We start from the raw sequence: 12,719 nt of genomic DNA, 5'->3' as shown, positions 1-12,719 counted from the left end.
GTTCCTCAGGCGGATGCCGCCTCTTCCGCCGCGGTTTTACCGATAATGGCCTCGTTTTCTTCATCGAGGATCCCGAACTCCATCAGCAAAGCCTCCAGCTCATCCATGGTGACCGGCGTCGGGACCACCATTTTGCCGTTGTCGACGATCTTGCCGGCCAGGGTGCGGTACTCATCCGCCTGCTTGCAGGTCGGATCGTATTCGATCACCGTCATCCGGCGGATTTCGGCGCGCTGCACGATGTTGTCGCGCGGGACGAAGTGGATCATCTGGGTGCCGAGTTTGTCGGCCAGCGCGATGATCAGCTCATCTTCCCGGTCGGTCTGACGGGAATTACAAATCAACCCGCCCAGACGTACCTTCCCGGACTTGGCGTATTTGACGATCCCTTTGCAAATGTTATTGGCCGCGTACATCGCCATCATTTCGCCGGAGCAGACGATATAGATCTCCTGGGCCTTGTTTTCACGAATCGGCATGGCGAACCCGCCGCACACCACGTCGCCCAGCACGTCGTAAAACACGAAATCCAGATCGTCTTCATACGCGCCTTCCTCTTCCAGAAAGTTGATGGCGGTAATCACCCCGCGTCCGGCGCAGCCGACGCCCGGCTCCGGACCGCCGGATTCGGCGCAGCGCACGCCGCCGTAGCCGATTTGCAGCACGTCTTCCAGCTCCAAATCTTCCACCGAACCGATTTCGGCGGCCATTTCCATAATGGTGTTTTGCGCCTTGGCGTGGAGGATTAAGCGCGTTGAATCCGCTTTGGGATCGCAGCCGATAATCATCACTTTCTTACCCATTTCGGCCAGCGCCGCCACCAGATTTTGCGTGGTGGTGGATTTGCCAATCCCACCTTTGCCATAAATCGCACACTGACGTATTGCCATGATGTATTCCTCTTGCACCGTGAATGTCCCTTTTATCTTGCAGGGGGCATACCAGCCGCATAAAATACATCAACACACTGATAAACAAAGATATTTTATATTAGGGGTTCGACCTGGCGCGGGGGGTTAGGTACAATAACGTGACTAATTGTTGTAAAGAAGACAAAGGCGACAGAAGAAATTCGGGCGAATGTCGAATGCGGCCGGTCATGATAATCCGCTATGAAATATAACAAGACGGTATTTATGTTCGCCCAACCCTTCAACTACCTTTGATTCAACTCATCATTAAATGGTTTTCGCTATGTCTGAACATTCTGACTGTCGTAACGATCCGTTCGACCAACAACTCATCACCTGGCGACGAGAGTTGCATCAATACCCGGAACTATCCAATCAGGAACACCAAACCACCGTTAAAATTATCCGCTGGCTAAAAAAGAAAGGCATTCGTTTACTGCCGCTGGCGTTAACTTCCGGCGTTGTGGCGGAAATTGGCGACGGTCCCGGTCCGATCGTCGCGCTGCGCGCCGATATCGACGCCCTTCCCATTGAAGAACTGACCGATGTGGCTTTTCGTTCGCAGCACGCCGGGGTGATGCACGCCTGCGGCCATGATTTTCACACCGCGGTGATGCTTGGCGCCGCCTGCCTGCTGAAAAAACGCGAACAGGCGCTGCCCGGCAAAGTGCGCATTCTTTTTCAGCCGGCGGAGGAGGTCTCCACCGGCGCTCTACAGCTGATCGGCGCCGGCGCGTTGAACGACGTTTCCGCCATTTTCGGCTTACATAACGCCCCTGAGCTTCCAGCCGGTACTTTCGCCAGCCGCAGCGGCGCGTTTTACGCCAACGTCGACCGCTTCTCCATTAGAGTAACGGGCAAAGGCGCCCACGCCGCCAAACCCGAAGAAGGGATTGATAGTATCGTCACCGCCTGCAATATTGTAAATGCCTTGCAAACTTTGCCCAGCCGCAGCTTTAGCTCGCTGGAGTCGCTGGTTATCAGCGTTACGCGCATCCAGGGCGGGAACACCTGGAACGTACTGCCGCAGACGGTGGAACTGGAAGGTACGGTGCGCACCTACAGCACCCGGATCCGCGAGCAGATTCCGGCGCGTATCGAGCAGTTGATTAACGGCATTACCCTCGCCCTGGGGGCGAAAGCGCAGTTGAACTGGCAGCCGGGACCACCCTCCGTGGTCAATACCCCCTACTGGGTGGATTTCAGCAAGAAAATCGCTCATGATGCGGGTTACCAGGTGGAAAATGCCGAGTTGCAAATGAGCGGCGAAGACTTTGCGCTCTATCTTCAGCAGATACCGGGGGCCTTTGTCAGCATTGGCTCGAACAGCGAGTTCGGGCTGCATCATCCGCAATTCAATCCTGACGAAAGCGCCATCTCTCCTGCCGCGCGCTATTTTGCCCAACTGGCCGAGGCGGCATTACATCAACAGGCGGCGTTGAATCACGCGTTACCGCCGGCCGTACAGTTTAATAACCGACACAACAAGAATATCTCCGTCTAATGAAAAGAAAACGTATCCTGATTCCGTTGATCATAGTGCTGTTGTTTATCCTCTATCTCAACCGCAATGCGCTTAATCCTTTCGCGCCCGACTGTAAAAATATTCCGGCCGGAACGCCCAAGCCCGCGGAATGCAAACCGAAAGTCGTTGCGCCCGGCTTTGAGCTTTAACGCCGGGCCGCATAAAATCGATGAATATGCGCAACTGAAAGGGTATATTTTCCTTTATCCGCGCAGCGCGTATGAAAACCAGGAGCTGGTCATGTCACAAATCTCGCCGCCGACTATCGACAACAAAGCCGCCAACCAAAACCTGCCCGCCCGGCTGAATGCCGTGATTGATCGAGCCATCGCCGAACGGCGTATCGTCGGCGCCGTGGTTCTGGTCCGCCGGCATGGCGAAAACCTGTTCCATCGCGCCGCCGGACTGGCCGATCGGGAGGCCGCAAAGCCAATGACGGAAGATACGCTGTTTCGCCTATCGTCGGTGACTAAACCGATTGTGGCGACGGCGGCGATGGTGCTGGTGGATCAAGGCAGGCTGGATCTTGATGAGGATATCCGCCGATGGCTGCCCGATTTTCAGCCGCGGCTGGCAAACGGCGATATTCCAGTAATCACGCCGCGCCGGTTGCTCAGCCATACCGCCGGGCTGGACTACCGTTTTCAGGAAAGCGACGATCGCGGACCTTACGCACGCGCCGGCGTTTCCGACGGTTTGGATAACGCGGATGTTACCCTGGCGGAAAATCTGCGCCGGCTGGCAAGCGTACCGCTGTCGTTTCAGCCCGGCAGCGCGTGGGGATACTCACTGTCGATGGACGTGCTGGGCGCGCTTATTGAACGGGTTTGCAACCAGCCGCTGGAAGAAGCCGTGCGGGAGCTGGTCACAGGTCCGCTGCGCATGGATGATACTGATTTTTATTGCCGCGATGCGCAACGTCTGGCCACCCCCTATGTCAATGACACGCCGCTACCTCACCGTTTACAGGAGGATGAAATCGTGCCGTTTTCAGAAGAGAGCGTCGGCGTCCGCTATTCCCCTGCCCGCGCACTTAATCAGCGGGCCTATCCCTCAGGCGGCGCCGGGATGGTCGGCACCGCCGCTGACGTCATGACATTGCTGGAAACGCTGCGTCAAGGCGGCGCGCCGTTGCTCGCCGCCGAACTGGTCGCGGAGATGGGCCGCGATCAAACCGGCGGCTACGCTATTCCCGACGCCCCCGGTCTGGGTTTCGGTCTGGGCTTCTCCGTGCTGCGCGATCCGGCTGCGGCAGACACCCCGGAATCGGTGGGAACCTGGCGCTGGGGCGGCGTTTACGGGCATTCGTGGTTTGTCGACCGGCAACAGGGGCTTAGCGTGGTGGCGCTCACCAATACCCTGTATGAAGGGATGTCCGGCCGCTTCGTGACCGAACTGCGGGATGCGATCTATCGTTAGTTGATAAGGATGATTCCGTTCATCGCGAAGACAATGAACGGAATTTTTCTCTGCGCCTATGCCTGATTCCCGATTAAATAGCGACAAGCGCGCGCACGCCGTCTTTTTCCATCTCCTCGCCCCGTCCGCGTTGTACGATCTCCCCGCGCGACATCACCAGATAGCTGTCCGCCAGTTCGGCGGCAAAATCATAGAACTGCTCGACCAGCAGGATCGCCATATCGCCGCGCAGCGCCAGTTGACGGATCACCGCGCCAATTTCTTTGATCACCGACGGCTGAATGCCTTCGGTCGGCTCGTCCAAAATCAACAGCTGCGGTTTGCAGGCCAGCGCCCGCCCGATGGCCAGTTGCTGCTGCTGACCGCCGGACAGATCGCCCCCGCGCCGCTGTTTCATCTCCTGCAGCACAGGGAAAAGCCGATAGATCTCCTCGGGTACGTTTCTGGCCTGCGCACCGGAAAAACGCGACAAGCCAAGCAGCAGATTTTCTTCCACGGTTAAACGCGGAAAGATTTCCCGCCCCTGCGGCACATAGGCGATGCCCGCCTGTACCCGCTGATGCGGTTTACGATCGTTGATCGAATGCCCCTGCCAGCGAATGCTGCCCGATTTGGCGGGAATTAAGCCCATCAGGCACTTTAACAACGTGGTTTTACCGACGCCATTACGGCCCAGCAGGCAGGTCACCTCGCCCGCTCTGGCTTCGAACGATAGGCCGCGCAGAATGTGACTGCCGCCATAATATTGATTGAGTTCAGATATCTGTAACATCTTAGCGCCCCAGGTAAACGTCGATAACCTGCTCATTGGCCTGTACTTCACGCAGCGAACCTTCCGCCAGTACCTGCCCCTGATGCAATACGGTGACGTGGTCGGCGATGGTTTCCACAAACCCCATATCGTGCTCCACCACCATTAATGAGTGTCGCCCCGCCAGACTGCGGAATAATTCGGCGGTATATTCCGTTTCGGCATCGGTCATACCGGCGGCGGGTTCGTCAAGCAGCAGCAGATGCGGATCCTGCACCAGCAGCATGCCAATCTCCAGAAACTGTTTTTGACCGTGCGACAACAGCCCGGCCAAACGCCGGCGCTCATTGCCGAGACGCAGCAGCGTCAGCACTTCATCGATGCGGTCGCGCTGCTCGCCGCTGAGCGTGGCGCGCAGACAGGCCCACACCGATTTATCGGTCTTCAAGGCGATTTCCAGATTCTCAAATACCGTCAACGCCTCAAAGACCGTCGGCTTTTGAAATTTTCGCCCGATACCGGCGCGGGCAATCTCCACCGGGGAGAGCATGGTGAGATCGGTGTGCTGATCGTAAAATACCCTGCCGTTGTCCGGTCGCGTTTTGCCGGTGATCACGTCCATCAGCGTGGTTTTGCCGGCGCCATTCGGACCGATCACGCAGCGCAGTTCCCCTACGCCGATCTGTAACGACAGATCGGTCAGGGCGCGAAAGCCGTCGAAGCTGACATTGATTTTATCCAGTTGCAGTACCGGGTCGGTTTGATGCCGATGGCGATCCGACGGCTGTGGCTGCGTATAAAGTGGCTCAGTCATGTTTCCTCCGATTGAGCAAACCAATCACGCCGCGCGGCAGAAACAGCGTAACGAGAATAAAAATCAGACCAAGGAAGAACAGCCAATATTCGGGGAACGCCACGGTAAACCAACTTTTGGCGCCGTTGACGATGCCAGCGCCTAACAGCGGACCGATCAGCGTCCCTCGTCCCCCCAGCGCGACCCAGATAGCCGCCTCAATCGAGTTGGTCGGCGACATTTCGCTTGGATTGATAATCCCCACCTGCGGTACGTAGAGCGCCCCGGCCAACCCGCACAGCACGGCGGAAAGCGTCCAGACGAACAGCTTGAAGCCTTTCGGATCATAGCCGCAAAACATCAACCGGTTTTCCGCATCGCGCACCGCCGTCAATACGCGGCCAAACTTGCTGCGGGCCAGTGCGAAACCAATAAGTAAACTGATCGTCAGCAACAGCACGGTAGCGACAAACAACCCGATACGCGTGCTCGTCGCCGTAACCTGAAAGCCGAGCAGCGTAGTAAATCCGGTGAAGCCATTGTTGCCGCCAAACCCGGTTTCATTGCGGAAAAACAACAACATACCGGCATAGGTCAGCGCCTGGGTCATAATGGAGAAATAAACGCCCTTAATTTTGGAACGGAAGGCGAACCAGCCGAATACCAACGCCAGCAGCCCCGGCGCCAGCACAATCAGGCACAGCGCCCAGACGAAATGTTGGGTGCCGAGCCAGAACCACGGCAGTTCAGTCCATGACAGAAACGACATAAAAGCCGGCAGCCCTTCTCCCGTGGCCTGCCGCATCAGATACATGCCCATGGCATAGCCGCCCAGCGCGAAAAACAGACCATGCCCCAACGAAAGCAGCCCGGCGTATCCCCACACTAAATCCAGCGCCACGGCGACAATGGCGTAGCAGAGGATTTTGCCGATCAGCGTCAGCGTGTAGGTGGAGAGCGCCAGCGGGTTATCCGCGGGCAACAGTGCAAAAAACGGCAGTATCAGCAGCGCGGCCAGAACAGCGATGCCGACGCCGGTCGCCAGCCCCGGCGCTTTTTTCGCGATGGTTAACGTTAGTGGTTGTCTCATCAGTCAATTACCCGCCCTTTTAATGCAAACAAACCCTGCGGCCGTCTTTGAATAAATAACACGATCAGGATCAGAATCAGGATCTTGCCGAGCACGGCGCCGATCTGCGGTTCCAGCACTTTGTTGAGAATCCCCAGTCCGAACGCGGCCACCACCGTCCCCGCCAGTTGTCCCACGCCGCCCAATACCACCACCAGAAAGGAGTCGATGATATAACTCTGTCCCAGCTCCGGCCCGACGTTGCCCAATTGCGACAGCGCCACGCCGCCCAGCCCGGCAATGCCCGATCCCAGCCCGAAAGCCAGCATATCGACCCGTCCGGTGGGTACGCCGCAGCAGTCGGCCATCGCCCGGTTTTGCGTAACCGCCCGCACGTTGAGACCGAGCCGAGTTTTATTCAGCAGCAGCCAGGTGAGCAGCAGTACGCCCATTACAAACAGGATCACCGCGATACGGTTATAAGGCAGCACCAGATTGGGCAGCACTTGCAGACCGCCGGACAGCCAGGCGGGATTGGCCACTTCCAGGTTTTGCGCGCCAAACAGCACCCGTACCAATTGAATCAGCATCAGGCTGATCCCCCAGGTCGCCAACAGGGTTTCAAGCGGACGGCCGTAAAGATGGCGGATAATGGTGCGCTCCAGCGCCATGCCGATAGCGGCGGTAATAAAGAAAGCGACCGGCAGCGCCAATAAGGGGTAATACGCCAGCCACTCCGGCGCAAGGCGTTGAAATAGCGATTGAACCAGCCAGGTCGAGTACGCCCCCAGCATCAGCATTTCGCCGTGCGCCATGTTGATAACGCCCAGTAAACCATAGGTGATCGCCAGCCCCAGGGCCGCCAGCAGCAAAATCGATCCCAGCGATAAACCGGTAAACGCCTGCCCTAAAAGATCGCCTAATATCAGGCTTTGTTTGATATTTTTCAGCCCCGCAAGCGCAGCGCTTCTCACCCCGGCGTCCGGCTCATTTTCCGGCTGGGTGAGCTGCTGCAAGCGCGCCTGCATTTGCGGATCGCCGGTCTCTCCCAGCTGCTTCACCGCATTAAGCCGCACCTGCGGGTTGGCGTCGGTCAACTGCAAACCGGCGATGGCGATCTTCAGCGCGGCGGATACATCGCTGTCCTGCTCGGCGGCAAGGCGCTGCGTCAGCAGCGGCAACTGCTCGGCTACCGCATCGTTTTGCAGCATGCGCGCGGCGCGCAGGCGAACGGCGGCGTCATCGCTGACTAGCTGATGGGAAGCCAACGCGCTGCCAATCAACACCCGCAGGCGATTATTCATAAAAAGTTTCTTCGTCGCGCCCTCCGGCCGCACGTCGCCTTCCAGCGGCAGCAGTTTGCCCCGCTCTTCGCTGAACGGCCGTTTATTTTGATCGAGCACCACCGATTCGCTGCGCAGCGCCTGTAGCAAGGGAAGTCGGGCTGCGTCCGGCGCAATCGCCCATGACTGCAGCATTTCCGCCTGCCCGCTGCGGCTCGCCGCCGCAAAGTCGGCCGCCGGTCCGGCCAGCGCTGCCGTTGGCGCCGCCAGACACAGCGACAAAAACAAATTACATAACTGACGAATAACCATCGCAATGCCCGTTATTTAAAGGAAAGTGTTTTTACCTAATCCCCGCAGCCGGGGATTAGGCAGGTAAGAGAGTCCGCAACGCGGCATCCGCTATTGCGCCGATTTCACCGGGTGATCGGGTTTCTTATCGTTACCCGCGATGTAAGGACTCCACGGCTGCGCGCGAACCGGTTGTTCCGTCTCCCAAACCACGTTGAACTGACCGTTACCTTCGATTTCGCCGATCATTACCGGCTTGTGCAGGTGATGGTTGGTCTGATCCATGGTCAGGGTATAACCATCGGGGGCGGCGAACGTTTGTCCGGCCATCGCCGCACGAACTTTATCCACATCCGTGGTTCCGGCCTTCTCAACCGCCTGCGCCCACAGATGAATACCCACGTAGGTGGCTTCCATCGGGTCGTTGGTTACTACGGTGTCGGCATTAGGCAGATTACGGGCTTTGGCATAGGCGCGATAGCCGGCGACAAATTCGGCGTTTGCCGGATTATCGATCGACTGGAAGTAGTTCCACGCCGCCAGGTGTCCCACCAACGGTTTGGCGTCAATGCCGCGCAGTTCTTCTTCCCCTACCGAGAAGGCCACCACGGGAACGTCAGTGGCCTTGATGCCCTGGTTGGCCAGCTCTTTATAGAACGGAACGTTGGAATCGCCGTTGATGGTCGATACCACGGCGGCCTTGCCGCCGGTCGAGAATTTCTTGATGTTGGAAACAATGGTCTGATAATCGCTGTGGCCGAACGGCGTATACACTTCCTCAATATCTTTGTCCTGGATGCCTTTCGCATGTAGAAACGCGCGCAGGATCTTGTTGGTTGTACGCGGGTAAACGTAGTCCGTGCCTAACAGGAAGAAACGTTTGATGGCGCCGCCGTCTTCACTGAGCAGGTACTCCACCGCGGGAAGCGCCTGCTGGTTGGGTGCCGCGCCTGTGTAGAACACATTCGGCGACATCTCTTCGCCTTCATATTGCACCGGGTAAAACAGCAGGCCGTTTAATTCTTCAAATACCGGCAGGACGGATTTACGCGATACCGAGGTCCAGCAGCCAAATACCACGGCGGTTTTATCCTGCGTCAACAGCTGGCGGGCCTTTTCGGCAAACAGCGGCCAGTTAGACGCCGGGTCAACCACCACCGGTTCAAGTTTCTTGCCCAGGACGCCGCCTTTGGCATTGATTTCGTCAATGGTCATAAGCGCCACATCTTTCAGCGGCGTTTCAGAGATCGCCATCGTACCGGAGAGCGAGTGCATGATGCCGACTTTGATGGTATCCGCCGCCTGCCCCCCCCATGCCAGCCCCATACCGGCAACCGTAGCGGAGAGCGCGAATACTTTAAGCAATGAACGTCTTTTCATCTCTGAGTCCTTAAATAGTATTGGATGATGATTCCTGTGGAACAGATTACGGCCTTGCCTGCTGTAACATATGCAGGGTGATTTTCCGCACCTCGGCCTTACTCTGTGAAATGTGGTCGGTCAGAATACGCTGCGCCTCCTCGATGTGTTGTTGTAATACCGCCAGCAAAATGCGGGCGTGTTCGTTGTAGGTCGCATCGACACGATCTGCACGGGTGAAATCGAGACGACGGATAATGCGGATCTTTTCGGTCAGTTCAGCATGCACGCGCTCCATTTGGCGGTTCCCGGCCGCCGCGACCAGATGCATATGGAAACCTTCGTCATGGCGGGAAACGGTTTTGCCGTCGTCCAGCCGCGGGTCATCAATCCAGAAGCGTTTCAGATCGGCCAACAGTTCGGCGCAGCGTCCCGGCGCCATGCCGCACAGGAGGCGAACGGCTTCACACTCCAGCACGATACGAAAATCATACAGCTCCTCAAAATAGGCGAAATCGAACGGTCTGACCTGCCAGCCGCTGCGAAAATAGACATCGACGTAGCCCCCGCGCTCCAGCCGGAACAGCGCCTGACGCACCGGCGTACGGCTGACATCCATCCGCTCGGCGATTTCGCTTTCGCTAAAGCGGTCGCCGGGCATCAGACGAAAATCAAAGATGTCGTTTTTCAGCGACTGATAGACGCGTTCGGCCAGCGACTCCGGGCGGCCCTTGCTGTTTTTGCGCGTATCTTGTTTCATGTTGTTCCCGCCTATTCCAGCCACAGCAGGGGATCGCCGGGTTTCAGGGTACGAATGGCCCGTCAGGCGATTTCGTGATGCTGGGCGGCAATCATTACGATGTTAAACATGGGGCGTTTTCTGACCGGCCAGCCAGTTACGCCAGCCGCCGAACTCGGTAATATCAACGGCATTGCTCAGCGCCGCCGGTTCACAAATAAAGCCTTTCACCTGACGGCCATCGGCCAGCGTTAACGTACCGATCCCCAACGGCGACGGAATTTCCGCGACGAACTCGCCGAAACGCGCCAGCGGGATATCCCACAGTTCAACGGTGATGGCGCCGCCCTCTGCCGCTCTGGCCAGACCGGGCTTGGCCGGCTGCGTGTCGGCCAGCGCGTACAGGCGATAGCAGCCGGCAGTTTGCGTCTCTTCGACCAAAACCGCATCCCGGCTGGTTAACTGATGATTAAGCGGCATACCGCTCAGGTGTGCGCCGACCACCGCCACGCGAACATGCCATGGAGACGGCGGCAACGGTGGCTGACTTGTCGGTCGGGCCTTGCCTAACGCCCCCAGGCTAATCGCCTGTTGCGACTGCCATTGCCGGCCAAACGCCGCCAGCGCGCGGTCGTGCCAGGCGGGAGCGATCAGCGTGATGCCTGCCGGTAAGCCGTCCGCCCGGAATAGGCCCGGCAGCGCCAGCGCCGACAGATCCGCAAGATTGGTAAAGTTGGTGTAAACCCCGAACTGGGAGTTGTACCGCACTGGTTCCCGGGCCATCTCGGCGATGGTACGGATCGTCGGCGTGCTCGGCACCGCCAGGGCATCGAATTGGCTGAGCGTTTGCTGAATCTGACGGGTTAATTCCGCGCGCAGGTATTCGGCTTTAAAGGTTTCAACCGCGCTGAAGCGTTCGCCGCCGGCGATGATGCCATGCACTACCGGATCCATTTTCTCCGGCTGTTGCAGCATATCGCCGACGGATGCGGTGCGCTCGGCCACCCAAGGGCCCTGATAGAGTTGCTCGGCAAGCTGACTGAATGCCCCGAAGTCGATGGGGTGCAGCGTCGCACCCATGTTTTTCAGCGCATCGCAGGCGGCTTCCCATGCGCGCTGCGCCAACTTATCGTCAAAAAAGATCGGCTCGGCGGGAACGGCGAAACGCGGCGTGGCGGGCAGAGCTGCCGGGGCCAGCGCCGGGTTGATCCGCGAATAGGCATCGCCGGCGTCGAATCCCCCGGCAATCTCGGCAACCAGAAAAGCGTCTTCAACGGTTAAGGCGAAAACGGAGATCGTGTCGTTCAAGCGGCAGGCGGGCACCACGCCGCTGGCGGATAGCCAGCCTTTGGTCGGTTTTAAACCGACAATGTTGTTGAAAGCGGCGGGAACGCGTCCGGAACCCGCCGTATCCGTCCCCAGCGAAAAACCGACCAGGCCGCGGGCCAGTACCGACGCGGAGCCTGAGCTTGATCCGCCGCTAACGTATTGCGCATTGAAGGTATTGGTGACCGCCCCGAATGGCGAGCGCGTACCGACTAACCCCGTGGCAAATTGGTCAAGGTTGGTTTTTCCGACCACCACCGCCCCCGCGGCCTTCAGTTTGGCGACGGCGGTCGCATCCTGTTGCGCGACATAAGTGAAAGCCGGGCACGCGGCGCTCGTCGGGCAGCCTGCCACATCGATATTATCTTTTACCGCAAAGGGTACGCCAAAGAGCGGCAATGAATCCGGGTTTTCAGCGTAAACGGCCAGTAACGGCTCAACCTGGGCGCGTAACTGCTCCGGGGTAATCAGGTAGATCCAGGCCGGATCCGCCAAGGATAGGCCGATCAGCAAATGTTCCAGCGTTTCGCCGATCGTCTCGGCATGCCGCTGGTGGTACTGCTTCCACTCCTGAAGAGTAAGTCCTGACGTTGGTGACAGTGCCATGATTTAAATTCCATCTAGTATACAAGATGGAATTTAAGTAAGCCAAAACCATGCCATATTTTTAATTTATTGATTTTATTATATTTATAATGATTTTTGATAGAGAAGTAGCAAGCGGATGCGCGTAGAGCGGGCAACGTTGCGTCATCATAGAGCATTGCTATCCGCCAGAAAAAAGCACAGCGGCAAGCCTCACTTTCGTATCCTTCGTGCCGTACAGGATAAGATACGTCCATAGGCACAACTTCTGATGGATTGCCCCAACTCCGGGCGCTCGCGGTAAAGCCAGGGGTTTTCGCCTATCAGACAACATTGCTGGTACAGGTCTTCGGTAAAGCTCAGCGCACGTACCGGATTATCTTGCGCGATATAGTCGCCTATCGCCTCGATATCCTGTTCTGCCAGCGACGATACGGTCAGGCTATACGCCGATATTTCTGCGACAAACGCCCGAACACCGCTTCAGCATCTTTACCTTTTCCGCTGTTCACACCCAACAACTAAGCCGCCCTGCCCGCAGCTTAAGCTCAGCGGCAGGTGGCTGGAAGAACTCGGCTTTAACACCGGTCAGCCGGTTATTGTCACCGTGGAACGCGGGAAGTTGGTGATTGAGACGGAGCTGCGGGTCTGACCGGTAAAAACGAAAA

12 protein-coding genes and 1 pseudogene are annotated in these 12,719 nt (G+C 57.7%); 4 read left to right on the top strand and 9 right to left on the bottom strand.

The window, feature by feature from the left end; translation table 11 throughout:
* Positions 1-5 precede the first annotated feature (5 nt).
* Positions 6-890: a nitrogenase iron protein gene (nifH, locus tag EH206_RS10095; protein ID WP_009112664.1), complete on the bottom strand. Its 885-nt coding sequence runs from the start codon at positions 888-890 to the stop codon at positions 6-8.
* Between the two features lie 304 nt (positions 891-1,194).
* On the opposite strand from nifH, the gene EH206_RS10090 reads away from it, so the two are divergent.
* The 3 genes from EH206_RS10090 (at position 1,195) to EH206_RS10085 (ending at position 3,855) form a co-directional block, all read left to right on the top strand.
* Positions 1,195-2,415 carry a M20 peptidase aminoacylase family protein gene (locus EH206_RS10090; protein WP_009112663.1) on the top strand — a complete coding sequence of 407 codons (1,221 nt, stop codon included), beginning with the start codon at positions 1,195-1,197 and terminating at the stop codon, positions 2,413-2,415.
* Positions 2,415-2,585 (top strand): hypothetical protein, encoded by a 171-nt coding sequence (locus tag EH206_RS23050; RefSeq protein WP_009112662.1) that lies wholly within the window; start codon positions 2,415-2,417, stop codon positions 2,583-2,585. Before EH206_RS10090 ends, EH206_RS23050 begins: the two co-directional genes overlap by 1 nt.
* A 91-nt stretch (positions 2,586-2,676) precedes the next feature.
* Positions 2,677-3,855: a serine hydrolase domain-containing protein gene (locus EH206_RS10085; RefSeq protein WP_009112661.1), complete on the top strand. Its 1,179-nt coding sequence runs from the start codon at positions 2,677-2,679 to the stop codon at positions 3,853-3,855.
* A 73-nt stretch (positions 3,856-3,928) separates the two neighbouring features.
* Here the strand turns inward: EH206_RS10085 and urtE are convergent, their stop codons facing one another.
* The 8 genes and pseudogenes from urtE to EH206_RS10045 all read right to left on the bottom strand — a co-directional run bounded on the left by urtE (position 3,929) and on the right by EH206_RS10045 (position 12,492).
* The gene (gene urtE / locus EH206_RS10080) at positions 3,929-4,627 is read right to left on the bottom strand and encodes an urea ABC transporter ATP-binding subunit UrtE (RefSeq protein WP_009112660.1); all 699 of its coding nucleotides are present in this window, start codon (positions 4,625-4,627) and stop codon (positions 3,929-3,931) included.
* A gap of 1 nt (position 4,628) precedes the next feature.
* Positions 4,629-5,420: an urea ABC transporter ATP-binding protein UrtD gene (gene urtD / locus EH206_RS10075; protein ID WP_009112659.1), complete on the bottom strand. Its 792-nt coding sequence runs from the start codon at positions 5,418-5,420 to the stop codon at positions 4,629-4,631.
* The gene (gene urtC / locus EH206_RS10070; protein ID WP_009112658.1) at positions 5,413-6,489 is read right to left on the bottom strand and encodes an urea ABC transporter permease subunit UrtC; all 1,077 of its coding nucleotides are present in this window, start codon (positions 6,487-6,489) and stop codon (positions 5,413-5,415) included. Before urtC ends, urtD begins: the two co-directional genes overlap by 8 nt.
* The gene (gene urtB / locus EH206_RS10065) at positions 6,489-8,063 is read right to left on the bottom strand and encodes an urea ABC transporter permease subunit UrtB (protein ID WP_009112657.1); all 1,575 of its coding nucleotides are present in this window, start codon (positions 8,061-8,063) and stop codon (positions 6,489-6,491) included. The genes urtC and urtB overlap by 1 nt, the downstream gene beginning before the upstream one ends.
* 90 nt (positions 8,064-8,153) lie before the next feature.
* The gene (gene urtA / locus EH206_RS10060; RefSeq protein WP_009112656.1) at positions 8,154-9,422 is read right to left on the bottom strand and encodes an urea ABC transporter substrate-binding protein; all 1,269 of its coding nucleotides are present in this window, start codon (positions 9,420-9,422) and stop codon (positions 8,154-8,156) included.
* Between the two features lie 46 nt (positions 9,423-9,468).
* Positions 9,469-10,161 (bottom strand): GntR family transcriptional regulator, encoded by a 693-nt coding sequence (locus EH206_RS10055; RefSeq protein ID WP_009112655.1) that lies wholly within the window; start codon positions 10,159-10,161, stop codon positions 9,469-9,471.
* A gap of 102 nt (positions 10,162-10,263) precedes the next feature.
* Entirely contained in the window at positions 10,264-12,072 is a 1,809-nt protein-coding gene (gene atzF / locus EH206_RS10050; protein WP_009112654.1) for an allophanate hydrolase, read from the bottom strand.
* Positions 12,073-12,232: 160 nt separating this feature from the next.
* Positions 12,233-12,492 (bottom strand): annotated as a pseudogene (locus tag EH206_RS10045) (type II toxin-antitoxin system RelE/ParE family toxin).
* Here EH206_RS10045 and EH206_RS23550 point away from each other — a divergent pair.
* The gene (locus EH206_RS23550; protein WP_342774622.1) at positions 12,452-12,703 is read left to right on the top strand and encodes a SymE family type I addiction module toxin; all 252 of its coding nucleotides are present in this window, start codon (positions 12,452-12,454) and stop codon (positions 12,701-12,703) included. The pseudogene EH206_RS10045 and the gene EH206_RS23550 sit on opposite strands and share 41 nt — an antisense overlap.
* Positions 12,704-12,719: the final 16 nt, after the last annotated feature.

Origin of the sequence: Brenneria nigrifluens DSM 30175 = ATCC 13028 (genome assembly GCF_005484965.1) — a bacterium.
In the GTDB taxonomy this organism is placed as follows: domain Bacteria; phylum Pseudomonadota; class Gammaproteobacteria; order Enterobacterales; family Enterobacteriaceae; genus Brenneria; species Brenneria nigrifluens.
This window is presented reverse-complemented; position numbering and strand designations above follow the sequence as displayed.